General features: G+C 39.0%; 22 protein-coding genes. 3 read left to right on the forward strand and 19 right to left on the reverse strand.

Annotation, left to right across the window (positions count from 1 at the left end):
- Positions 1–67: 67 nt before the first annotated feature.
- Both IGI44_RS13300 and IGI44_RS13305 read right to left on the reverse strand, forming a co-directional pair.
- The gene (locus IGI44_RS13300) at positions 68–850 is read right to left on the reverse strand and encodes a WxL domain-containing protein (protein WP_438788205.1); all 783 of its coding nucleotides are present in this window, start codon (positions 848–850) and stop codon (positions 68–70) included.
- A 355-nt stretch (positions 851–1,205) separates the two neighbouring features.
- Positions 1,206–2,321 (reverse strand): tyrosine-type recombinase/integrase, encoded by a 1,116-nt coding sequence (locus IGI44_RS13305; RefSeq protein WP_438788206.1) that lies wholly within the window; start codon positions 2,319–2,321, stop codon positions 1,206–1,208.
- A 543-nt stretch (positions 2,322–2,864) separates the two neighbouring features.
- Here IGI44_RS13305 and IGI44_RS13310 point away from each other — a divergent pair.
- From IGI44_RS13310 to IGI44_RS13320, 3 genes are all read left to right on the forward strand, one after another.
- On the forward strand, positions 2,865–3,590 hold the full coding sequence (locus IGI44_RS13310; protein ID WP_438788207.1) for a hypothetical protein: 726 nt from the start codon (positions 2,865–2,867) through the stop codon (positions 3,588–3,590).
- Positions 3,591–3,921: 331 nt separating this feature from the next.
- The gene (locus tag IGI44_RS13315; protein WP_438788209.1) at positions 3,922–4,305 is read left to right on the forward strand and encodes a hypothetical protein; all 384 of its coding nucleotides are present in this window, start codon (positions 3,922–3,924) and stop codon (positions 4,303–4,305) included.
- Between the two features lie 25 nt (positions 4,306–4,330).
- Complete coding sequence (locus tag IGI44_RS13320; protein ID WP_438788211.1) at positions 4,331–4,972, forward strand: DUF2922 family protein; 642 nt, start codon at positions 4,331–4,333, stop codon at positions 4,970–4,972.
- Positions 4,973–5,640: 668 nt separating this feature from the next.
- Here IGI44_RS13320 and IGI44_RS13325 read toward each other — a convergent pair.
- From IGI44_RS13325 to IGI44_RS13405, 17 genes are all read right to left on the reverse strand, one after another.
- Positions 5,641–5,736, reverse strand: a complete 96-nt coding sequence (locus IGI44_RS13325) for a type I toxin-antitoxin system Fst family toxin (RefSeq protein WP_438788212.1) — start codon at positions 5,734–5,736, stop codon at positions 5,641–5,643.
- Between the two features lie 301 nt (positions 5,737–6,037).
- Positions 6,038–6,358 carry a hypothetical protein gene (locus tag IGI44_RS13330; RefSeq protein WP_438788213.1) on the reverse strand — a complete coding sequence of 107 codons (321 nt, stop codon included), beginning with the start codon at positions 6,356–6,358 and terminating at the stop codon, positions 6,038–6,040.
- Positions 6,359–6,404: 46 nt separating this feature from the next.
- Positions 6,405–7,004: an alpha/beta hydrolase gene (locus IGI44_RS13335; protein WP_438788214.1), complete on the reverse strand. Its 600-nt coding sequence runs from the start codon at positions 7,002–7,004 to the stop codon at positions 6,405–6,407.
- 122 nt (positions 7,005–7,126) lie between these two features.
- Positions 7,127–11,422 carry a SpaA isopeptide-forming pilin-related protein gene (locus IGI44_RS13340; protein WP_438788215.1) on the reverse strand — a complete coding sequence of 1,432 codons (4,296 nt, stop codon included), beginning with the start codon at positions 11,420–11,422 and terminating at the stop codon, positions 7,127–7,129.
- A 44-nt stretch (positions 11,423–11,466) separates the two neighbouring features.
- Complete coding sequence (locus IGI44_RS13345; protein ID WP_438788216.1) at positions 11,467–12,291, reverse strand: class C sortase; 825 nt, start codon at positions 12,289–12,291, stop codon at positions 11,467–11,469.
- A gap of 62 nt (positions 12,292–12,353) precedes the next feature.
- On the reverse strand, positions 12,354–13,997 hold the full coding sequence (locus IGI44_RS13350) for a SpaH/EbpB family LPXTG-anchored major pilin (RefSeq protein WP_438788218.1): 1,644 nt from the start codon (positions 13,995–13,997) through the stop codon (positions 12,354–12,356).
- A 474-nt stretch (positions 13,998–14,471) separates the two neighbouring features.
- On the reverse strand, positions 14,472–15,035 hold the full coding sequence (locus IGI44_RS13355) for a VanZ family protein (RefSeq protein WP_438788220.1): 564 nt from the start codon (positions 15,033–15,035) through the stop codon (positions 14,472–14,474).
- 282 nt (positions 15,036–15,317) lie between these two features.
- Positions 15,318–16,004: a CpsD/CapB family tyrosine-protein kinase gene (locus tag IGI44_RS13360; protein ID WP_438788221.1), complete on the reverse strand. Its 687-nt coding sequence runs from the start codon at positions 16,002–16,004 to the stop codon at positions 15,318–15,320.
- A gap of 25 nt (positions 16,005–16,029) precedes the next feature.
- Positions 16,030–16,722 carry a YveK family protein gene (locus IGI44_RS13365; protein WP_438788222.1) on the reverse strand — a complete coding sequence of 231 codons (693 nt, stop codon included), beginning with the start codon at positions 16,720–16,722 and terminating at the stop codon, positions 16,030–16,032.
- A 98-nt stretch (positions 16,723–16,820) separates the two neighbouring features.
- A complete protein-coding gene (locus IGI44_RS13370; protein ID WP_438788223.1) occupies positions 16,821–18,242 on the reverse strand; it encodes an oligosaccharide flippase family protein in 1,422 nt (473 codons plus the stop codon).
- Complete coding sequence (locus tag IGI44_RS13375) at positions 18,226–19,548, reverse strand: hypothetical protein (RefSeq protein WP_438788224.1); 1,323 nt, start codon at positions 19,546–19,548, stop codon at positions 18,226–18,228. The genes IGI44_RS13370 and IGI44_RS13375 overlap by 17 nt, the downstream gene beginning before the upstream one ends.
- A 73-nt stretch (positions 19,549–19,621) precedes the next feature.
- Positions 19,622–20,725 carry a glycosyltransferase family 1 protein gene (locus IGI44_RS13380; protein WP_438788225.1) on the reverse strand — a complete coding sequence of 368 codons (1,104 nt, stop codon included), beginning with the start codon at positions 20,723–20,725 and terminating at the stop codon, positions 19,622–19,624.
- Positions 20,726–20,804: 79 nt separating this feature from the next.
- The gene (locus tag IGI44_RS13385; RefSeq protein WP_438788226.1) at positions 20,805–21,782 is read right to left on the reverse strand and encodes an SDR family oxidoreductase; all 978 of its coding nucleotides are present in this window, start codon (positions 21,780–21,782) and stop codon (positions 20,805–20,807) included.
- A gap of 1 nt (position 21,783) precedes the next feature.
- Positions 21,784–23,094 (reverse strand): nucleotide sugar dehydrogenase, encoded by a 1,311-nt coding sequence (locus tag IGI44_RS13390; RefSeq protein WP_438788227.1) that lies wholly within the window; start codon positions 23,092–23,094, stop codon positions 21,784–21,786.
- Positions 23,091–24,194, reverse strand: coding sequence for a glycosyltransferase family 4 protein (locus IGI44_RS13395; protein ID WP_438788229.1), 1,104 nt, complete (start codon positions 24,192–24,194; stop codon positions 23,091–23,093). Before IGI44_RS13395 ends, IGI44_RS13390 begins: the two co-directional genes overlap by 4 nt.
- Positions 24,184–25,053 (reverse strand): NAD-dependent epimerase/dehydratase family protein, encoded by an 870-nt coding sequence (locus IGI44_RS13400; protein WP_438788230.1) that lies wholly within the window; start codon positions 25,051–25,053, stop codon positions 24,184–24,186. The genes IGI44_RS13395 and IGI44_RS13400 overlap by 11 nt, the downstream gene beginning before the upstream one ends.
- Positions 25,050–25,667 carry a sugar transferase gene (locus tag IGI44_RS13405; RefSeq protein ID WP_438788231.1) on the reverse strand — a complete coding sequence of 206 codons (618 nt, stop codon included), beginning with the start codon at positions 25,665–25,667 and terminating at the stop codon, positions 25,050–25,052. Before IGI44_RS13405 ends, IGI44_RS13400 begins: the two co-directional genes overlap by 4 nt.
- Positions 25,668–25,680 lie beyond the last annotated feature (13 nt).

Consider the following 25,680-nt stretch of genomic DNA (forward strand, 5'->3'; position numbering starts at 1 on the left):
TTAATAAAAATAGGTTGAAAATTAGTGGTTCATCTTCAACCTATTCCCTATCTGTCTACTCTATTTTTTAAACTGCGTCTGTTAATGTCCAGTCGATGGTACCTGTGTATTGTTCCTCTGCGACAACAGCATTCATTGCTGAAGCTGGAATATTTAAGTTGATATTGGTAAATTTCCCTTGCCAATACCCTTCACCACGACCATCAGCCTTATCAGTTACAGTTTCAGCAGCAGCACTCATGATCAACGTGCTTGATGTATCCAATGTAACTGCTGAAGTCACTGTATCTGGCGTATGTGGCCCAGCTGTTGCTGGTGCTGATAGCCATGGATTTGGAGAGGGTTGTGGGGTTAACTCATTGAGGGTTTGAGCCATTGTGATTTTCGCACCAGTTAGATTTTTACTGCCCGTTGATAATTCAGCAGTCATTTTCGCTTCCAATCTCCAACCAGCTGCACGCTTACCACGAACATCGCCTACCGCGAAATGTTTCGTCGTCGTATTGCTCCCAGCTGACCCCCCTGTATTGGTTGCTGGACTACCTTCCCAATTTGTATCAATTGGAACCACAGTTGGTGTAGTTACTACAGATGTAGGAACGGCTGTTTCCGCAAAGTTGAACTCTTTTGGCACATATAATAGACCAAAATCACCTGATGGTTTAGGCACTGGTTCTATAATTGGTGGTCCAATTGGAGGTAGTTCTAGCCCACCTGATTTAAATTTAATTGATCCTGTGGAATTTTGACTGTACGTATTTGCCGCATCTGCCGGTAATGCTGTCGTAACCAACACGCCACCGATGAATGCCGCACTCAACAATCCTGTGACTAATTTTTTCTTATTCATCTCTTTTCTCTCCTTAAAATAATTTAATTTTTGTATATCAAAAATGTACATGCCGTACATTTGATATTAAAATAAGTAGAATGAGTCACTTTTTTGTGATAATTAGAACAGTTGTTTCTAGGTTTGATTAAAACCATGAATACCCCAATAAACGTTAATACGCCAACGTTTACGAAGGAGTTTGACGGTTGGCGACGGCTATTTGTTCATTTGTGAAATTTTCGTTACCTCTTTTTTCGCAGTTTGCCGTAAAGAAATTGGATTCTTTTTACCCAAGACTAAGTAAGCGCTTACTTTAATGAGGTAAAAACTTGTGGAGCATATTAGCGGTAAATGTTAAAAAAACACCTGATATTTAAGCGATTTTTCGGATGGCGGTCTCCATTTGATCAATCACTTCGATGCGTTGTTCCAGCATCGAATCGGCGTAAGTATCCAATGTGAGCTTGGTTGACGCGTGTCCCAGTAGAGAGCTAACAGACAAAATATCGCTCTGTGCTTCAAGACAACGAGTCGCAAAGGTATGACGTAATTGATGAAAATGAATATCCTCTAAGCCACATTTTTTGCGAATTTGATGAAAATGATAGGTCAATAAGCGTGGCTCAATCGGATGGTTGTTGACTGAAAAGACAAAGCTTCCCTTTGAGTGCCGGCGATGCTTCAAAAGGAGCTTTCGCACAGATTGACTCATGGGAATAGTCCGATCACCTGAAGTTGTTTTCGTTGATCCAATCATTAGCTGTGTTTTTTGATGCTTTAACGCAAGGTTGATTCGTTGATAGGTGTGCTTCACCTGAATCAGATTGCGTTCAAAATCAAGATCACACCATCGCAAAGCAGCGATTTCGCCAATTCTAAGTCCGGTATAAAGCGCGAGATAGGTTGGAAGTCCTCCGTCTTTCTTCTCGCTTAGTGCAACTTGTTCTAGTTTGGTTTGTTCTTTTCTTGTTAAAGCACGTATTTTTTGCGGACTTCTTTTTGGTAGTTTTAACTGTGAGAAAGGATTTTCTTTTAATTGTTGTTTTTCTTTGGCGTCATTTAAACATTTATTGATAATGCGTACGATCACTTGCATCGTTGAAGGACTCAGTCCTCGTTCTGACCACTGTTGGATGAGCTTCTTTCCTTCTTCCACGGTTAATTCATTTAAGAATAAACTTCCTATATAAGGAAAAACATAGGTGGATAATTTATAGTGATACGAACTAAAGGTTGAAGGCTTCACCTCATGTTGGATAGCCAGCAGCCACTGTTTCCCCCATTCTTCAAAGGGAATACAGGACTTCCCATAAATTTCTTGTTGAGTAAGGTAGTGGGCCTTCAAGGTATAGAGTTTTATTCGAACCTCTTGAAAGGATTTTCCATAGATATAGCCATATTTAATCTGTCCGTTCGCTTTGTACCCTTTTTTGTAGCGGCCTTCCCAACGGCCATCTTTTCGTTTGTAAATATTTTCGCCCTTACGCATGTAATTTTCCTCCTGACGGCTAATTTGACGGCAAATAAATCACTATTTTACGTATATTAGCCTTTTCTCTAACTTCTTTTTAAATACTCGGTTATTACCAAATTATTACAAATATCTTTTTTTAATAATTTAAAACTATATATTGATTATTCTTAAGCGGTATTCTATAATTAAATCAAATGAATTCACTTTTTTATTAGATTTTTGTTTTTAGGAACGAATTTTATTCATGGTTTTAATCAAACCATGTAACAATTTAAACAAACATAATATTTTTTTCAACTAAATATGACAATAAAAAACAAAGACATCTACTCATTATCCTTGAGAAGATGTCTTTATTTGTGCTAGAAGTAAAAATTTTCTTTGAGAAATAAATGAGAAGAATTTATTTTCTCTTATTTCAGTCAAGACTTAAGAAATTGTCCATTTCTTTTTTGCTTCATTTCAGATTAAAATGAAAAAATCCATTTCTGAGAATCTGGTATATAGTTTTAATTAGAAGCGGGATAAAACGTTTCTACAAGAAAGGGGTTTTTTCATATGAGAAAGATTGATTTAGAAACTATTTTGGATGACAGAATTCCAGGGCCGTCATGGGAGAGCCTGCGGAATAAGACAGCTCTATTTGATCCCATGAGGATTCATAACATTCATTTCCTTACACCTATTCCAGATCGTCATGAAGTTTTGATTTTCACAAATGTAGGCGTTTTCTTAAGCAAAAAGACAACTTCCGCTACATTGAACCAGTATGCATTTGCTCATTGCTTTCCAGATTACACCACGCTATCTTCTGTTCTTAAGGACATTGAACACTTTGGAAAATACAAGCTTCCTTGGGCATGCCAGTATTTTTCCTTATTTCCATTGGAGGGTGGGAACAATAGCAGCTGGATCAATCCCCTCAAAATAGAAAATGTCTATCAGGTCGAAGGGCGCCCTTATGCTCAATTGATTACGGGGTTAAAGATCTACATGCCCTTTCAACGCTATTACGCACTTTTACATGGGGAGAATGCCTGCGGTGTCTTAGCCGCCATTCAACAAGAGAATAATCCGTTCAAAAGGTGTAGCCATCGTCCGATGGATTATTTACATTTACCAGATACGCCATTTGTTCACAGTTTAACCAAACGTCCGTTACTCAATCAATTTGTTACTCGCACTGGCGAGATTTATCGACGGTATCAACGTGCACGTTTTCTGCATTATCACGAGCGCTTAGAAAATGATCGCCCGCTGCCTCGATGGGAAAATTGGCAATAGCCCACATATATGTCTGGATGAATCCCTCATTCGGACATTTTTCGTATCCAACTCCTTAATGAAATCAAAATTCTTTATTATATTCCTCTTCCTTCAAGCAAGTCAAACAGCAATTTCGAATAAACACCCCCAATTTCGAGTGATTCAAACGGTCTTTCAACGTTTCTAGGACCTAAACATTCGAAATTGGGGGGGCTTGTTCGAAATTGCGATTCGCATTCTTTTTCAAAATCCGTTATCTTGTAGTCAACAAATAGAGAAAACACTAAGGACAAGCAGGACGCTGCTACCTTTTCAAATAAAAAATCAATCCGTACAGGAGGAACACCCAATGAATGAACAATTATTAACCTGTGAACAAACCTTTTCACTTAAACCTGAAACATTAGAAAAACGCATTATGGAGTATTACCAAGAAACCCAAAACAGCAGCTTAACGATCAAATATATCTTAGCATTACGTGTCCGCTTCAAACTTGGCGCACAAGAATTCGCCCATATTCTGGAGGACCTTGTCCGTTACCTGTTCATGAATACTAAAGCGACACGTACAATGAAACGCTTCTTTTATTTTTTTGAGGATTACTTTCAAGCATCTGAATGGAAACGTCTGACCTTAAGGGTCTTTCCAATAAGAAACTTTGGGAAGAAAGTTGCCTCTGTTGTCCGCTCACTCATTTCAGCGATTCGTCCGGAAGAAACGACTGAATCTTGATCCAAAGATAGAAAGGAAGAAAAATATGATCACCGAAACAACGAAATTAGTCACCACCTTCATGACTAGTGAAAAGAAAAAGCATCACTGGTCCTACAAAGATGTCGATACCAGCTTATCTGCCGAAGAAATCAAAGATATCTGTGAGCTGATGACTTCACTAGACCTATTTGAAAAAGATGGCGTGAAATTATTCGATTCGGTCGTCTCCGCGAAGTTTGTACACAGAAGAGAAATCCCTATTTTTAATAACACCTTGGAGGAAGAGTTACCCACAGAAAATCAAACGTCAATCAGTTATGCACATGTGAACTATGTGGAAACTGTGGGAAACTCTGAGGATTTACCAACGAATCCCACAGAAACGACTAGCGTTGCTGACTTATCAACACAAGAACGGCAAAATCATACGAAAGCCATCACCATGAGTGAAGAGTTGCCTGCCTTTATGGTCGCTTCTTCACAGTTACCAGCACGTTTGCCACAAGCATCACGTAAAACGAACCTATCGAAAGCAGAAGAAAGTCAACCAGCTTCTAATAAAATGGACAGTCACTCCATGCCTGACAATCAGATTCAAGGGGATAAGAAAAAGGATCGACGGTTGAAACGCTTGTTCACCCGTGTCTGGGGAAATCATGGGAAAGATAATGAAGATTCTTCATAAAATGAATCCGTTAAATCCTTCCCATCTCAGCTAAACGATGAGTAGGAACAGAGTTATTCTTCATCCCTGCGACCAACTCCGCAGGGAATGAATTCCTTTTGTGCGCAAAAAAATGAGAGCACAGAGAGCAGTTGCTCTCGCCTCTCTTTCTAGCGGGAATCTAGTTAAGATCAATTAAATGCATAGATATCTTCATGAATGAACTTTTTTAATGAAACTATATATTTGAAAAAGGCGCAAAAAATCCTTACCCATATTATAATTGAGGGAGAAAATTTTTTAATTGATCCTTGCTAGATGTTCGCGGCATCTAATGAGGATTTTTCATTTACCCGATTGGTTTGTTCTGAAAGAATCTTATAAACAATTCGTAGGATCTTATGAGTACAAGCAATAATCGCTTTCTTCATGTCAATTCTACTCCGAAAACAGAGGAGTAGGTTTCAGAACATGATTTAAGGGAGGCATGCCTACCTTTTAGTTTTTTGTTCGAGAGTCAGCCTAACAATTTGTTAATTGGAAATTGTTAATTATTCATGATATAATGATTATGCGAAATGTGAGAAGTTCGAAGTGTGATAAGCACGAAAGCCCTACTCGGCCAGGAGTAGGGCTTTTTTTATCGCTGGATGCGACGGCCAGCGCGTGAGTTAGAATGACAGCTGCATTCAGTTGTCGTCCTGATCATCTAACCAGTGATCAACTAGCTTTGTGACTAGCGCCACAAAAAGTGGTGCAACAACTAATGTGAGAAGTTCTTTCATGATAAGCACCCCCTTTTAGGGCAGCTGCCTATATTAGTATATCATACAGAAAAATTTTAGAACGGTTTACTCCCGATGAATACTAAGTGATAAATTGAAGTTGACAGATCAAAAAAAAATCCAAAAGATTTATAGAAAACTATATTTATTAATGAAAAGACAAAGAATATTCCCTCATAAGTACTGGAAAGATGTAAGAAGAGGGCTTATATTCCGAATCTTTTCAAGCAAACTCCGCAGGGAATGAAGTCCTTTTGTGCGCAAAAAAAGAGCCGAAAGATGAGCATTCATCTTCCGCCTCTTATTTATGACTATCCACATGCATAAAGCCCCAGTTTGTCGGCATATAATAGCCATCCACCGTCATATTTTTTAAATCGCTGGAGACTAACTGCCCTGTGATGTAGTAAATCCGTTTTGCTTTGCGCTCTGCCTCACCGAGTTTTGCCAATAGACCGTTCAGATCATATTCTGGCATCAAGAAATAATGAAAATTGAAGCCCTTTAAGCGCTCATGCGTGATCGCACCTTCAAAGGTCAATAATTTTTGTAATTCTTCGTCGTTGAAGGCTAAGTCTGTGGATTTCAAGGTCAAACCTTTGTATTCAAATGAATCTGCCATTGCGCCACCCCTTCGACTCATTTTAACACATTCGAAAAAAGTGTCACTACCCTTTCAGCCATTCACGGGCGTTTTGCACTTCATCCATCGAGACTTGATGACCGTGGGGTGTTTCAACGACCGTGATAGCGGCATCGCGATCGCGAAAGGCCGCGACTAATTTCGCAAAGGAAGCATCACTAACGATTGGATCGTTGTCGCCGCCATACGAAACCCAAATCTTTTTATCTGATAAAGGAAATGATTTGGTGTGGCGCTCCAATGACATCGGATGGAAAAAGATCCCTTTGCTCAAAGTCGTTTCACGTTCCAGCAACAGATGAGCTGCGATATTGGCGCCATTTGAATAGCCTACAAAGACCCATTCCGCTAGCTCAATCTCTTTTTCTTCGCTGATCGTTTCGATCACTTCCAGCAAATCATCGGTTTCCTTTTCTAAACTTTCAAAATCAAATTGATTCAAGCCATTCCGTTTAAAGAAACGATTCATGCCATCTTCTTCGATTTTGCCGCGAAAGGATAAGATCGTACTGTCCGCATCTAAGAATTTCGCCAATTCCACTAAAGATGTTTCATCGCCACCTGTCCCATGAAGCAAAATAAACTTTTTCCCCTCTGGTTTTCCTGCTTGATAAAGATAGTCCATCTTCATACACCTCACTTACTAATTGTAAGTTAACATGAATTAGGACTTAGAACAAATTTTTTGATTGGGTATAGTGACTTGAAAAAGAGAAAAACCAAGCGAGAATCTCCGCTTGGTTTGATTTATGAATTCAGTGGTCGCTTCACCTTGACTAGTCCAGCTGCGCCAATCAACAGAATCCCTATAACCAAAAGGAATACTTTTCCCCACCTTCCAGTAAACGGAATCCCGTGCTTTCGATAATTAGGTAGATAATACTGGTCATTTTCGCGTTTAAAAGCTGGAGGTGTCGTCTCCTTTCGAGCGCGAATCGTGATTGGCTGCTCTGCCTCTGGATCGACCTGAATGAGCCAATCGCCTTCAGGTAATTGATAACCCGGTGCGGTTTTTATTTCTTTTAATAAATAGATGCCTTTTGGTAGTTTTGGAAAAATGACTCTTCCAGAAAGAGAACTGGATCGTCGAGGATAGCTAGTCGTTTCCTCCCAATAACTGCCATCTTTTTCCGTTTGATCATTAAAAGGGACATCGCCTTTTGGTTTGAATAATTCAAACTCGACATTTGCCAATGGTGTATGGTTATCGTTAATCTTTGTAAACATCAAATCAGGATAAGGCAATGGTTCATTCGTTAATTGATACGCATTCAGCTGATTGTTTGGATCTTCTGGAGCGACGATCAGGTTCCCTTCACCTATGTAGTTCATGCCATCGATCGTATAGCTCTTCGCTTTTTTATTTTCATTTAAATACACGATCCAAAAGCCCGGACATTTCTGGTAACCCGGATAAGCCTCAACCTCTTGGATAGCATACGTATGACCGTAGGGGTAGGCACCTACCAGCGTTTCCTCTAGTCCCGTCAATTTACCTTCTTCATCTGCATAAAAAAGATAGGTATCGTCTTGCAGATTTTTCATTGGTTGCCAATTTCTGGTATCAGAAAGATCGGTATTCGTCGTCGGTCCTTCGCCTTCCCAACTGCCAACGTAGCGATAGTAACGAAATCCTACTTTGGCAGTATCTGTTCTTCTAAGCGGATATCCTGTGCGAGCATCCGTTTTGTACAGCTGCATTTCCGTTCGATAGTCATTTTTGATGATATGATGATACGCAGCTTTTTGTAGGCTTCCGGGATTATCTGTGCCACAATTACTGAAATTACCATCCTCCCATAAAACCCAATAGGCCTGTTTTGCTGATGGCAGGTGATACCCTTTATAGGTACTTGTCTCGACGAGTCCTAAAACTGCTCCTGAGTAGCGCGGGATCGCATCGCCCACTAGCTTTCCATTGGCATCTGTCTCAAGTGTGCCCTGCTTTTCCCAGACCTCTGATTCTCCCGGCGCAACCTCATCAGGTCGCGTTCTGTCACTCCAGCTGCCAACGTAGCGATACCAATCGAAGGTGACCTGCTTATTTTCTCCAAGCGGATTTCCATTGGTATCATATGACGGCATCGCGTTTCCTAGAACATCCACTTTGGATATCGACCATTTTTCATAGTGATTCATCACATAATACTCTCTTAAATTCTCAGGATCAGACGGATTGATTGCGTCAGCCGTTGGCGCACCGTTTACAGGCGTGATTCCACTGATAAATGGCGGAACCTGAGTCTGGTTCTCTCCCAGTGTATTATTTGTCCAAAGAACCCAATAGTGATTACTATCAGGAAGTCGATAGCCCTCATAGGTTTTCTTCTCAACAACGGCATAAGTCATCAGCCCGCCATCTTCATCCGTTAAGGACAAGGTTCTGCTGCTGACTTTTCCATTCGAATCGGAGGTCAATGTTTCTACCTTTTCCCAAACCTTTTCTTCACTGTTTGGAATCTTTTTGCCGCTGGTGGGAACGACTTCAGTAGGCGCATAGTCAGCACCACTACTCCAGCCTTTGTTATTGTACCGATACACATCAAAGGACACTTCTTTGTCTTCACCCAAAGGATCACCTTTAAAATCAATAGAGGGCATCGGATGTTTATTTTCATCGTATTTATAAAAATAGAACGGCTGGTTCGTTTCGTCTTTTACATAATAGAGCTTCAAGATCAAACTGCCATCTTCCAGGATTCTTCCGGTCGATACCGTATAGGGAAGCGTCTCATCTAAACGATAGCCCGCAAAGGATTTTCCTACCGCTGTCACTTCTGTCCCGGATTTCCCATTAAAATTTTCCTGTAAACGTAATTCAAAGCCCGCCTCGCTTTCGTCATCAGGGCTGGTTTGGACATAATGCTGAACAGAATACTTGGGCTGTGCGTGATTTGCTACAAAAACGATCGATCGCTGCCCAGAAGAGGGAATCGTAAATTCGTCAGAGATAACTTTCTTGACTTCATCGTTGTAATTTGGCGATAATTCTGGATCATAACCATCCGGCGATTCGACTTCAACGAACCGATAAGTGCCGTGCTCCAACTGACTTTTCTTCGCTCCGCCATCTAACTGACGACTGACGACTGATCCCCCTTCTAAGACATTCACCGTAACGGTCCCTGTCGTCACCAATGAATCAGCGACAGGCGCCCATTGATTCGGTGCAAGCTGTTTTTGTAGCTCAAATTTTGCCCCATTCAACGGCAGGTTTTGCTCAGTAAACTTAAAGAGCATCGCTTCATTGCTTGACAGCTGGACACTGCTATAGGGATTCGTCAAGTTGTAGGTCCCTGTCACTTCAGGCAAGATAGGAAAATCAGGCTCCTGCGGTCCATTGTAGAAATAGCGTGCCGTATTCACCTTCTCACCACTCGTCGTACCCGGTGGATATTGTGCGTTGAAGCTGATTTCAAACGTCGCGACTTGTCCACCTAACGCATTATTGTCACCATAAACGAGGGTAAAATAAGCCTCCAATTCCTCACGGTCTGCTTCAGTATAATGGCCATTTGTAATTAAACGACTGGCGGCTTGTTCGGCAAAGGAAAAGACAGCATCTGTTCGACTACCAGCAATCTCTTTTGGTGGATTCGTGTATCTCTGATCGGTCAGATCACTGTATTTGGGTCTATCTCCTCCCTGCTTCACATCTCCAAAATAAGTCATCACTGTCTGACGATTCGTTGCCTCGTCAAAAAATAAGCCATACTGATACGCCTGAGACTTCACCCTTGTTCGAAAGCTGTCTATGCTTTCTCCCGCTTCTTGATAGACTCGTTGAAAAGAATACTCTTGCTTTGGCAACTGGCGCTCTGAAATAGGATCATTCGGTGTCCGATAAATCGGTCCATTACCAAAATCTACCAGTAAGTAAGAGTTAAACGCTGGAAGAGTCGCAACAATCCCGCCACGATAATCCGTCAGCGCATTCGGCGGCAATTGCATTGGCGCACGAGCATTGGCGATAATCATCAGGTGATGAACGAGCACCCCTTCATCCAATGTATCCTCCACATAAATATCATGAATGTCCGTAATCTGTTCGCCCCAAGCATTCTCCGGATTCACCGGATCAAAGCCCCAGCCTTCACTATGTTTGCCATAATCGAAGGTGTCTCCTCCCAACTCTAAACTAGCCGGGAGATTTACTGGAATATCAAATTGGATTTGATTGACACTCGCGCCCATCGCATTTTTGTAGTTCCACCCAGGACTCTTTTCTAGCCGATCTTGACTAAAATCAATCGCCTTTTGAATACCGGCAAACTCGACCTTCTGAATTCCGCCTCGATAGGTATAATTCTTGATCGAATCTACCCCAGTCGAAATCGTTGCTTCAATAGCCATCCCCGATAACAATCGAACCTCATCTGTAAACTGAATCCGAATCTGTTCATAATCCACACCACCATCATAAGCTTCAATAAACCATTCGGCGTACTTAATCGTCTGCCCATCCACCATCGCAGTCAACGGAACGGCTTGAGCAGAGCTGCTGGTTCGCCAGGAGCCGCTCGCACCTATATCGTCACCGGCTGCTCCACGATTGTAGGGCAATCGATACGTCACAAAATCACCTGGCGAAAGTGTCGAATTCTTTACTTCCCAGTTAAACGTCAATTCATACGCCTCACCCGTGACAGCATGAACTGTTTCAGATACCGCAATCTCGTTCTTCAATAGCTGCCAATCAAGTACCACCAGCGTATCGGTGCTATTCGCACGTGCTTGACGTGTACGTTCATTCGTGTTCTCCGTCTCAGACGTCACACTGGAAGAGTCATCCTCAAAGGTCTTATCTGTTTTCTCTTCAGATTGTTCTGACGATTCTGTTGGATTCACTATTGGCTCAGTGGTCATCGTGCCGCTCTCTAGCTCCTCATAGGGATAAATAGAATCTTCGAGCAATTGGGTCGTACTTTCTGTGACAGGGCTATTTGACTCCTGCTTTTCAGAAATAGCGGGGATGGGAAGTATCGTAACAGCCAACAAAACGAGTAAACTAAGGATTGTAGCAATTTTTCTTGAGCGACTCACTTTGACTTCCCCCCTCACTTTTTCTGTTTGAACCTGTGGGCCCGTCACAATTTCCGTCTATTTTTTTTATTGTTTTTCACATACGTCACTAGAATCAATACCAACATGATTCCCGTCGTGATGAATGCCGCCTTTAAGAGCAACCGCTGCTCTCTGGTCAGATGCTTCTTTTTCCCCGCTTTTTTAGGTTGATACGGTACTCGTTTTCCCCGTACGAGTAACCGATGAGAATTTACCCCATAGGGAGTACAGGTCAATAAGGTTGCCAGCTCCTTTCCTTTTTCTGCTTTCAAGGCTTGGGTATAATCTGGTTCGATCACAGAAATTGCCTCTACTTGATAAGCCAAGGTGCGATCAAGCACTCGAATATAGAAGTGATCACCTTTTTCCAGCTCAATTAAATCCGTAAATAATTTCGCGTGGTTTAACCCCGTATGAGAAGTCAGCACAGTATGTGTACCTAATCCACCAATCGGTAACGCTGAGCCTTCCAAATGTCCCACCGCTTTTCGAATGACGCTTTCCTTTGTTCCATGAAAGATCGGCAGCTTGACATTGATACTCGGAATTTCTACTTGCCCCATTACGCCCCCAAGATTTAAGACCTGATAATAGTTATCGGGCATGACGATTCCCGAGCCAGGAATGAAGGGATCATGGGCAGGCTGTCCCATCAAGTTTTCATTGTATACCTGAGCAGCTTGAAACATCTCTGAGATCTGTTCAGGAGACAATTGCTCAACATCAGATTGATAATTTCCCATAACCTGCGTCGCATTTTTTTGATTCAAGTAATGACTAATAAAAGGAAAAGCAATGATTCCTGTACCAGCCGCCAACAAAAGAATGATTAAAATGATTCGTTTCATCGTCGGCTCCTCCTCTATGTATGAAAAGCCGAGCGTTACCTCGGCTTAGTAGTGAAGAATTATTAGACAGTCGTCTTCTTCTTGTTCATGGTCAGAATAATCGCAAGACCAATCAGAACAATCCCTACCACCACTAGCAAGATCGTACCAATTCCCCCAGTCTTAGGCAGCGTGAAGCCGCGACGATTCTCGATCGCTTTTGAGAGAACCGTTTGATCATCCACACCATCCGCAAATTGAACCTTTTCCGGTTCATCCAGCAAATTATAGCCTTCTGGTGCCAGCGTTTCGATCAGATAATACTCTTCATATTTTTTCGTACTGCCCGTTTCAGTATAGGTCAACAAACCTTCAAAGGATTCAACATAAAATTTTCCATCTTTGAAGCCTAATGGTTCACCTGTTGCTTGATGTGAAGGCAACGCGATCCAATCCACCGCATGTTCAGTTCCTTTTGGAACGATTGCTTCGATGTAGTTCTTCGATGGATCTAACAACACCTGCAGATAATTTTCCGATTTCGCGTCATTTTCTGTAAGGGCCAGTTGGAATTGCGCACTTTTGGCAACTGTTCCTCCCGAATAGGTTTTCTCCACTTTGATCTCACCGGTATGAATTTTAGAAGATGACGACTTAATTTCACTAACGACGCCGGAGCCATTATCAAATGCAATAGTCGCCTCATTTTTAATGATGTTTTCGGCATTCTCATTTTTTTCATGATCGATATTTCCATTCACCGTTGTCGCCAAAGAAACTACGAGTTTCTCAGAGGAACTCCCTCCAATTGCTTGAATTCCTGTAGTTGTCAACGAAATCGCTACTTTAGCCTTCTCTGTATCTGTTGCTGCGGTCGGTGTGACTTCGTAATCCGTACCTAACTGCAAAACAGCATCTTCCGTATCACCTGTCATTCTTTTGACTACAACGGAACCCGCGGTATAAGTCAAGCGCTTGTCCAATTCATCCTTGATTGTAAACGACGCATATTTATCAAAATTTTCTGGAATATCCGCAGAGATCGTCCAGGTTACCGTGTCCCCGATAGTAACAGATGGAACACTGGGCTTCTTTTCCACATTTGAGCCTTGGTTTTTCGGATACACATGCACATTTGAATTCCAATCAGTTCCTGCTTTGTTCGTCATTGGGACCGCCGCAATGAAAGGAGCTGATGGGTCCATGACTTGCTTATTTTCATTTCCTGCTCCTTGAACAACATGATCCTTTGATTTTGCCAAGTTTTCTTCCACATAATAATAGCCAGCCTCCAGCCCCGTGTATTTCAATAGACCAGCTTGATCCGTTTTTCCATCTACCCCACTGTCTGGATTTTTCAAAGCTAGTAAATAGACATGATCAACACCGTTCTTGCTAACGGTTAACGAATCGCCAGATCGCTCATAGGTCCAGCCATCTTCTTCTGATGGCGGAACAGGTGGCGCTTCGCCCACTTTGGTCATTCGGTACGCATCAAATTGAATGCCGCTCACGGCTGGATTGTCAGGAATCTCACTACCTGTCAGCTCCAAACCATCGTGTTCATTCGGACTAATTTCAGCGACCGAATCTGCCCAATACTTATGAATCGTCAAATCACCAGTTGCCGGTTTTGCTCCTGGTGCAGCAAAACCAGCAGCCGCACCAACAATTATGGTTCCTAAAACAAAGACAAGCGCGACCATCCTACTAAGCCTCTTTTTCATTTCCCTTCCCCTTTTCCTTATTTTTTCCACAAAAAATACTGCTTTCAACAGGTTCTCTCATTTGCCATCCACTATAAGTCTTGATAAAAACAACGGGTGATCCTTCGCAAGCCGGTTGTAAATAAGGTCTTAATAACTGTTAATCTCAAAAAAACATATTTATCTCTTTTTCAATTCTTTGCGTAACAACTTCAACTCCTTTTTTACCCATTTTTTTTGAAAGCTAAAAGAAAATAGAATCTACATAATGCAAAATATTATTTTTATCTTTTTATACCAAACAATAATAGATCCAAATATAACTTTTGTAACATAATTATACTATCTAAACCTCTTACCAACAAACTTATTTGTTAATATCAGATTAAAAAAATTAAAAAAACACTATTTCCCGATCGGTATCTCTTATCGCCCAATAACATTTATTCCATAAAAAAAAACTGGAGAAAACTTCTCCAGTCTACAATAGTTGATCTATACCATTCTTTGAATAATTCGTTTACTAAATAAATAACCCATCATACAGCCAATAAAATTCGTAAAGATATCCCAAATATCAAACGTTCCAATATAAAAAACATACTGAATCGTCTCGATTCCGACGATCGTAATCAAGGCAATCAGCGCCGCTTCTAGCGGCTTTGCTCGCAAGCCATACAGACAACCCAAAGGAATAAAGTACGCCGTGTTCAATATCAGTTCAATGACCTGCTGCCCATTATTTAAATACAATTCAAAAGGATTTAAGTTAAACGAGTGATAGGCCCGCGCTTTCGTGAAAAGCATGATAAACAATAATAAAAAGTAGCAGCTATAGAACAAATACAAATAAATATTCCATAATCGCCGTTGCTCCCATTGCCAGTAGAACAACCATAAGCTTAAGAAAATGAATACCCACAACGCCTCATCCGTATATTCAAACCGCTGCGCCATCCGATCCAATCGGGGATAATTCTGCAAGGTCGGCATAACCAGATAATAGACCATCCCATAGCTTACGATTAAAGAAATAAATCCAGCACCGAATTTTTTCATATGATTCTCCATTTCATCCATCTTTAGCAAATAATTATACGCAAGCAAGCTAAGATATCCATTAAAAACAAATTTTTCAAGAAAAGCTTAACTAAATCGCCATACGTCAGAAGCAAATAACCACCATTCAGGAAAAAAAAGAGTATTTCACTTACTATCTAATGAGGTTCTACTCCTTCGAGAACAAATCACTAATTTAACAAACAAATTCTATGGAAAATCCAAGCGTCATTAACCTACTATACCAATCGCTTCACCACCTCATTCAGAGGAGCTCCCGGTTTAATAGTAGTGGTAATAATCATCTTCTATTTTTGATACACCGTTATATACGGCTCCAATAATATTGCTATGAGCCTCTTTCAATCTTTCAACTGCTTTAACAGCATTCTGTCGTTGCGTTTTCCCTTCTCTTAATACTAATAATGTTCCATCCACTTTAGATGATAAGAGTTGCGCATCTGCCAACGAAATAACCGGCGGAACATCAAATATCACTAAGTCAAATTCACTAGCCAATTGATCTATCAAGCGGCTCATTCGATGAGACCCCAATAGTTCTGAGGGATTAGGCGGCTTGGGACCACTCGTTAAAACAAATAAATTATCCACGTTTGTGTGATGGATTGCCTCTTTCACTCCGCTATTTTTCTCACTCAACAAAGTACTCAGCCCTCGGTGGTTAGGCAATTGAAAACTCATATGAACCGTAGCTCTTCGTAAATCCGCATCTACCAATAAAACGTTCATCCCGGTATCCGCAAAAGCCACAGCAAGATTAGCTGATGTCGTTGATTTTCCATCTCCCGGTCCGGCAGAAGTAACCACTAGTGTTTTCAACTGTTTATCTACAGAGGCAAAGTTGATACTCGTCCGAATCGTACGATATTGTTCAGAAATATTTGAAGTTGGTTCCTGTAGTGTAATTAGCCGGACTGAGGCAGGTTTGGTTTTCTTTTTTTTCATCATTAAGCTCCTATTTAAGGTTCGATATTTATTTATGATTCATTTCTGAAACTTGTCCAAGAAGAGGGATTTCCAGGTCTTTCGAAATGAATTGACTATCTTTTACTGTTCTGTTCAATGTCTCCAATAAAAAAGCAGCCAAACTGCCAAGCAATACTCCCAAAATCATCCCGATCAAATAATTCGATTTCCGATCCGGATAAACCGAATCTTTTGGCACAACGGCCGGTGAAGTGATCGTTACTTTATTCACGTCAATCACCGCTTGAGCCTTGCTTTGAAAAACTTTAGCAGTTGTATTTACAATCGCCACAGATTCTTTTGGTTGTTCTGACATTGCAGTTATTTTGAACATCTGTGAATCTTGTGACTGTTCAATCCGTAATTTATCTTTTATTTGTTCTACGGTTAAATCATAGCCTTGACTAACTAATTTAGTTTGGACTTCTCCTAAAACTAACGCCCCTAAAATCATATCTTTATAGGTATTTATCATCAATAGATTGTCATTGATATTCATTTGAGCGTTAGTACGCCCCTCTTCAGTGGGCTTGGTCTGCGCAATCAGCTCAGCTGATGTTTGATATTGTGGGGCGATCACCAAGTTGGTTATTACAATAGAAGTAACTATCCCCAATAAGGTACAGATTAGGATTAATTTAAACCTATTTCTTAAAATTCTAAACATAGTTTCTGGATGAAGCATTTCATTCACTCTCATTTTTCAGCTCCTTATTTCTTTGTATTGTTTACTCTGTTTAACTGATCGTTTCGATAGTTTTTTCCTTTTCATTTAAAAATAGGCTGGTAGTCATTTAGTTAGATACGCAGAATCAATGACTTGATTTGAGTTATTGCACTTTTAAGCTGTTTTGATAAGACGATTAAACTAACTAACAAGAACGCACTATAAATCACCACGCTAACACGATTAGAAAAGTATAAATTACCTAAGATAAACGTCATCATTCCTAAAAAATGAAGCAGGAAAATATCATATCTTAGAGTATTAAACTTCTTCATCAAAATGCAATTGCCTAGAATAGCCCTAATAAAAAGTACCAGCGTAATAGTCAATGCAGCGACTATTAAGTTCTTGAAAAACAAATAGTTCAGAATACAACAAGCTACACTCAGCGCAAAGCAGCCAACATTAACTTGTAGTAATCTGGTTTCTAACCTCAATGCTTTTAACGTAGGTGTGATTAATAACGAAACCATTGATTCAGAGATACAAATGGGAAAGATCAATCCCATAAAAAAAATACTCGTTTTATACATTGGTAACCAGGCACTTAAGACATAGCCTATAGGAAAATACAGTAATAAAAAGACCAGCATGAGCTCATTCAATACCAACGCAAGAGGAAAATATAATGATTTTAATCTATCAAAGGTCATTTTTCGAAAAATCGGAAACAAAACTAATCCTATCGCCGAAATAAATACTAGGATGAAATTTGATAAATTTATCGTGAGCGACAATTTACCAAAGGTCTCAATACTCCACATTCTTTCAATAAATAAACGAACAATCCCAATAATCAGCATACTTGTTGTGGAAGAAATAATCATTTTTGATCCTGATCGAATATTCTTCCAACTTTCTCTTTTAACGAGATAGCTATCAACTTTACTACAATTGGAAAAGATCCCTTTAAATTTCACTAAAGCTACAGCTAATGAGATGAATTTACTTAACAAGTCTACTACTATAAACCATTGGTATTCTTGCACGTTTAAACAGATTAACCCTATTGTGCCTGCAACATAAACCAAACGGTCAATAATTATGAATAATGAATAACTTTTAAAGTCACTAATTGCTTGTGCAATATGGACAAAAAAATACCTTGTATTGACAAAAAAAGTAAAAATCCCAACTGCCTGTAAGATCAATTGTTTATTTGGCTCTTTAATAGAAAAAGATAATGCTATAAGTAACCCGCAAGCAATAAGCTGAACAAGCATTAGTAACACAAATTGTTGTGGTAGGAACTTATTTTGAATCGAATCCCAACTTTTCCCTGTATAACGTAATGAAATCCCATCCGTCCAACCAAATGTAAATAATGTGATATACGAGGAAATAAATATATAGAATTGCAAGTAACTATATTGAGTAACACCAATAAATTTAGGGACTAACATGACTGCAACCATTGACACTAACATGTTTATCAAATTAGAAGAAATAGTATAAGAAATATCTCTAAGTTTTGAGCTAATACTGGATCTCATTCTCTGCACCTTTTCTTCTTGATAAAAAATTTATTATTACTAGGATCATCCAGGGAATAAAAATATAGATGAATGAAACTAACTGCAAAATCAATAACAAAAAACCAATCGCATAGGATAACAATAGAACGAACATATTGTTGCTTTTATCCCCGATATAGCAAACTAGACATACTCCTATATTTGCTAAAAAACCGCCTAAAAGAATCCCAAAATTTGAGACGAACTCGTCGTAAATGCCAGTAGTAAGTCCCCAACCTAAGTTGTACCCACTTAATTCCCGCATTGCTCTAGATGTAGCATAAACTGAGTACTTTTGACCTGTTTGGATATCCATAAAAAGACTGGCAATTTTTTTAGGTATATACAATAAAGTATTGCTTTCATCAAAAATAATATCCCTACCGTTTGCTCTATAATATAACGCTAATTTTAAAACGTGATCCCGTCCATAATCGAGTCTAAAATTCGTGTATGCCCTAAGGAAATCGCCCTCTTTACCAACGCCACGAATAGTATATTGGTATATGATTGAGACAATCAGTATTAAACCCGCTGTAAAAATCAAGAGATATTTAATATTACTTGGTTTTACTTTGCCACGAATGATAATTGAAAATAACAGAAGAAAAGCAAAGATCGCAATAATATTTCTTTTGCCATGGATACCAAAGGATACAAATAACGGAAGCGCAAATATAAATAAATCTTTTATGGTATTACTATCAAGGAGAATGCTTCGTAACGCAAAACTCACTACTGAAAAAAGAGCCAAATAATAATACAATAGAAAACTATTAGAATTTCTTATTCTAAAGAGGACTCGTAAGTCATTATAATTAAATAGATCACTAAAATTTCCTCCTGTTGATCCCAATTTCAAAATTGCACATAGCATAGGCAAAAGGATTATGATACTTAATAAAGAGGATAGCCAAACAGAATGCCAATTTTCTATTTTCTTTTCGAAATCCTCCGTCGTAAAATCTTTATCATTTCCAAAAACAAACAGAAACACAGTCGATACCAGTATGAATAGTACATATAATATATTGGCTATTGGATTATTTATTGCCTCAGTCAAACCTAAGAAGCCATTAAAGTTACTATAATAGGAGTAATCAGGCTTTCCGATAAAGACATCTAGTATAAGCGGAACAACGTAAAAGATAAATAATCCTATATAAAGAATATATAAAACGTTCAATTTTCCTGAGAGAATTTTTTTTAAACAGATTGCTAAAAAAATAGTGCAGAATACAATGCAAACCACGTTTGCTAAGATTATAATGGGATGATCTTCCAATTTTTTCTCTCCTCGCATGCAAAGTATTTTTTGTACACATTAAATGACTCCTCTGACCATTTTTAGATACGAATCAGACCTTTAGAGAAGAATAGATTTCCTCTAACCTTAGCACGCTATTTCGTATATCATACCCTGCATCCACTACACATTTATTGGCTTGTTCCCTGAGTTCTGCGTTGGGTAGCTCTATCATTTTTGTCGCTGCTTTTGCATACTCACTCGAATCATTTAAATGACATGAGCGTATATCTTTGTCTATGATTGCTTCATTTGGAATAGTGCTTGATACCACACATGGTAAGCCAGTTGCTTGGGCTTCTATAAGAACAATTCCCAATCCTTCATACAATGATGGCAAAAGAAATACATCTGATCCCATCATAATTTCCGGAATATTACTTCTCTTTCCTAAAAAAGAAACACTATCTGTTAAATTCGCTTGTGCTACCTTCTCGACTATTTTGTCTTTTAATCCACCATCTCCGATTAATAATAAATGGGCATCATCATCGTATTCTTTTATTTTTGAAAAGGTTTCTATTAAAAAAGAGTGATTCTTTTGTTTGTCGAATCTACCTACATGACAATAAACCTTTTTCGACAATAGATTATTTTTTGCCCGATAATTCTCGCGTATTTCTTCTGCGAAAAGAAAGTCTTGTGTAGGAATCCCATTTTTTAAAATTTCGAATGCCTTGTTTTTCCCAAATAAAAATTGCCCTGCTTCTTTCGAACAGGCGAGCCTGTAATCACAATGTCTATTGATAAATTTCTGATTAACATTTTTAACAAGTGAACTTACCCCAGTTCCATTAGAACTGCTGTGACTATGAGCGATTGTCGTTATGTCGTGCTTCTTCGCCATGTTTAAAATAATATTCGCTGTACTTCGAATATGGCAATGCACTAGAGAATACTTATGACTCTTGAAAAAGTCATCCCACCATTTTTTATAGTTTAGATGATTCTTCCCTCTGTATTTAAATGTATGGTGTATCTTTCCCCCCATACGTTTTATCTCATTATCAAAATAGCCAACTTCATCTGTATGGACGACAAAGTCAAACTGAAACCTGCTCTTATCTATATTCCTATATAAATTCATTACGAGTGTCTCGGCCCCCGCCTGATCCATTTTGCTCAACACATGCACTACTCGAATTGGTTCTGTCATCCACTTTTCACCTTCACAACTTTTTTGAACTTAGCTTAAAAAATTCCAGCCCCCAAAGTATTTTCTCGATAGACAGCACCTAGATATTTGTTTTATACCACTCTAGAGCGTTCGTTATTCCCGTCGAAAAATCGATACTGCCACTATATGAAAAGTCATTGACCGCATTGGAAATATCTGCATTTGAATGGCGAATATCTCCCACTCTTTCTGGACAATAGATCGGCTGAATAGCTTCTTTTCCTAATAACTCAGTAATTTTAGAATAAAGCTCATTTAACGTGACCCTTCCACCTACCGCAATATTATACGTTTTTCCGCTCACACTTGAATTTGAAATTGCTGCTTTTAAGTTAGCTTCGATAACATTATCTATATAAGTGAAATCACGAGAGGTTTCTCCATCACCATTGATTTGAGGCGCTTCATCCTTTAAAAGTGAACGAATAAATTTCGGAATAACCGCAGCATAGGCGCCGTTCGGATCTTGTCTTCGACCAAAAACGTTAAAATACCTCATTCCAACAGTCTCTAATCCGTAAAGGTCGGAATACATTTGACCGTACATTTCAGCTACCTTTTTTGTAAGGGCATACGGGGATAAGACCTTCCCTTCTCTGCCTTCCACTTTAGGAAGCTCTTTACTATCTCCATAGACCGATGAACTGGAGGCGTAAACAAACTTTTTCACTTGGTTGTTCACTGCGGCGTCCATCATATTTAATGTTCCTTTGATGTTATTGTCCTCATAAATCCTTGGCATCTCGATACTTCTAGGTACACTCCCCCAAGCGGCCTGATGCAAGACATAATCGACGTTTTTACAAGCCGCATTGCAAACATCAAAGTCAGTGATATCGCCATTTATAAATTCGAATTTTTGATTTTCAAAAAAGGATGCTATATTTTCGATATGTCCATTTGATAAATTATCTAAACATTTTACTTTATAGCCCATCTTTAAAATGGCTTCACATAGGTTACTACCTATAAATCCAGCCCCACCAGTCACTAGAAACGTACTCTCTTCAGGAAACGTTATATCTAAATAGGACACCTTACAACCTCCAATAGGATACAGATTTTTCTTGCATTTTCTCTCTGTCTAACATTCCTTTTAAATCAATAATTATCTTATTATCATCCTTGATCCTACTCATCCAGTACGTAGGTTTTTTCTTTCTAAAATAATCATGATTGACTGCGATAATCGCCATATCCAACTCGTTCATATCCTGCTCTGATACAAAGCTTAGATTATGGATTCTTTCGGCCTCCTCTAAATCAGCTTCTGGATCAAAAACCAGCGTTTGGATTCCATATTCCTTAAATTCAGTTACCACATCGATCACTTTTGTATTTCGAGTATCTGGACAGTTTTCTTTAAAAGTGAATCCAAAAATACCAACTTTTGCATTTGACACGTCTTTTTTATTTTGGATCAATAGCTTAATTCCTTCTGCCGCCACCATCTTTCCCATATCGTCATTGATTCTTCTGCCAGAGAGAATGATTTGTGAATGATACCCTAGTTGCTCCGCTTTATGAGTAAGATAGTAGGGATCAACACCAATACAATGTCCGCCTACCAATCCTGGATAAAATTTTAAAAAGTTCCATTTCGTCCCTGCAGCCTCTAAAACCTCTTTTGTATCAATCCCGATTTTATGGAAAATGATTGACAATTCATTCATGAAAGCAATATTGATATCCCTTTGAGAATTTTCGATAACCTTAGCAGCTTCTGCAACTTTTATAGAAGAAGCCTTATGTACTCCGGCATCTACCACTAATTCATAGACTTTTGCAATGACGTCAAGAGCTTCACTATCCATACCAGAAACAATTTTGACAATCGTTTCAAGGCGATGAATTTTATCGCCAGGATTAATTCTTTCAGGAGAATACCCCACCTTAAAATCTATTCCACATTTAAGCCCTGAAGATTTTTCTAAAATTGGAATACAAATCTCCTCTGTGACACCAGGATAAACAGTAGATTCAAAAACAACGATTGAGCCCTTTTCCAAATTTTCTCCAACTATTTTACTAGCAGATTCGACAGGCGATAAATCTGGTGTACGATCTTCATTGACAGGTGTTGGTACAGCGACAATATGAAATCTGGCCTTCTTTAAATCTGTTGGATTTGAAGTAAATTCAACGGTTGTGGCTTGGATAGCCGCATCCCCAACTTCTTTAGTCGGATCGATTCCTTTTTTGTATAAACCAATTTTTTCACTATTTAAATCAAAACCAATTACTTCTGCTTTTTTAGCGAACGATACAGCAATGGGCAATCCTACATACCCCAACCCCACAAGTGATATTTTTGCTTCTTTGGCTAAAATACTTTTATACAAGTTCACTCTAGAATTTCCTCCATCATATGGATATATTTGTCTATTACGATCTTCCGATCAAATTCAATTTCGACCTTATCTCTGCTCTTTATTCCCATAAACGCCTGTTCCTCCCTAGATAATTCATAGAAAGATTTCATTTTTCGGAAAAGGTCGCCAGAACTTTTAGGTTCACATAAAAAGCCATTTTTCTGTTCATCTATAATTTCTTGGCATCCAGGAATCTTAGAAGCTATTAATGGGCGACCAGAAGCTGCTGCCTCAAGTAAAACATTGGACATGCCTTCATGATAACTTGGCAAAACGATGCAATTGACCCCTTCAAATAGCTGTCGAACATCCTCCACCTGACCGTGATAACGAATCAATCCTTCTTCCACACTTTTATTGATTTTTTCCTCATAATCAATCCCATCGATGAAACCAGCAACCTCAAAAGAGGCATCACAGCCCAAAGCTTTCATTTGTTGCGCTGCAGCTAAAAATTCATCAAAGCCCTTCTCCTTCATAATTCTTGATAAAAACAAGAAACTCGTCTGTTTATTACTAGGATAATCAATCGGCTTAAAGCTAGAGAGATTCACTCCTGATCCAGGTAATAAGTGGACACTCTTAAAAGAGATTTTTTGTGAAAAGAAAGACATGTTACTCATATTTTGGAAAAAAACGGCATCTGCTCTTTTTAAAATTTGACTATACATATAACTAGAGATTTTTTTCAAAAAGCCGCCATCATTTTTTATTGCATTCCCTAGCCCTGTAACATTCACAAAAAAAGGAATACGCAAAAAATATGCAGCAGCTCCTCCATAAATATTAGGTTTGATCGTATAGGTAAATACAATATCTGGACTAATTTTTTTTAGCGCTTTACTGTATCGATTGAAGAGCTTTATGTCTTCCACAGGATTCATTCCATGTCTATTAACAGCTATTTTTATATGTTTACAGCCCATTTCTACCAGACGATCTATTTTTTCTCCATCCGGTGACAGGATAAAGACGTCATGTCCCTGAGATAAAAGCTGCGCTACCAATTCTTTCCTAAAATTGTAAATAACTACATCATGATTCACTATAAAAACGATCTTATTTCTAGTTTTCATTTTTAATACCTGACTTTACTTCTATTCTAAAAAAGTCTTTTTCGTAAACTAAGTTACCAAATGCCTTATTCGTCAAACGTCCAACTTTTCCAGGAACGTAGCCTAAGAGTCGGATAAACCAATTCATCCATGAAAATAGGTAGATCTTTTTCCCATTTTTTTGAGCAATGTCCCTAACCATGTAACTGGTCCTCACGTACTCACTGTTTTGAGGTAAAAATATGCCACTATCTTGAGCGTCTATCCGTTCTTTCACAACTTTGCAAAGGTTATTCATATGCAGCATCGAACGTTCATTGTTGATATTTGGAAATACCGGCAGCTTATTCGCAAGTTTTACTAATTGCTGATAATTTCCTTTACCATTTTTCCCATAAATCATCGGCGGACGAAGAATAGCAATGTGGAAATCCACGGTTTCTAACGCTTGCAAGCCTTGTTCTGCCTGTAATTTACTATCTCCGTAAAAGCTTGAAGGTTTGGGAAGCGTGTGTGAGTCGATAACCCGTTTTTTATTGATAGTGGTCTCTTCACCATAAATAATGATTGAACTCATATAGATAAACTGGCCACTTTTTCCAGCTAAATCTGCTTTGTACTTTTGAGCCGTTTCAATAGCGAGCGTGGTATTTACTTGATAATAAAGCTGCTTCATTTCTTCACTAACTTTTGAAACATCCGCGTGAGCAATCCCCGCTACGTGAAAGACTGAATCATAAGTGGAAAAATCAACGTCTTTCCACGAATTATCATGCATGTCTAGTGTCTCAACGTGATAACTATCCCCAAATTTCTGAATATATTTCTCAAAAGAGGTTCCAATATAACTATTAGCACCAGTAATTAATACGCGCGTCATTCTTTCTCACCTTCAATCTTCACCATACCAATACTTCCTTCAACTACACCGCTACTCTTAAATACGGCAACAATGGTTCCCAAAAAGCACTTCATATCCATGGCAACCGTGATATGCTGCGCGTAATGGCCATCGAAGCTTGCTTTTATATGTATTGCCAACTCATCTCTCCCACTAATTTGAGCAAGACCTGTTAATCCAGGACGAATATCATTGGCCCCATATTTATCCCGCTCTTCTATCAAATCAGATTGATTCCACAATGCGGGCCGCGGACCAATGATCGCCATCTCTCCTTTAATGATATTGAATAGCTGAGGAAGCTCATCCAAGCTGTACTTACGCAGAAATTTCCCCACTCGTGTAATAAAATAATCAGGATTTTCTAACAAATGAGTAGGCATTTCTTCGGGCGCGTCGATCCTCATTGTCCGAAACTTATAGATAGTAAACAGTGATTTATTTTTGCCGACACGCTTTTGACAAAAGAAAACCGGTCCTTTCGTATCTAGTTTAATTGCTAGACAAAGGATCAATAATAATGGAGACAAAAGAATCACTCCTAAAGAGGAAAGTAAAAAATCAACACATCGTTTTAGATAGCACTTATACATTTAAAACGTCCCC

The sequence above is a fragment of the Enterococcus sp. DIV0756 genome (assembly GCF_051710745.1).
In the GTDB taxonomy this organism is placed as follows: domain Bacteria; phylum Bacillota; class Bacilli; order Lactobacillales; family Enterococcaceae; genus Enterococcus_A.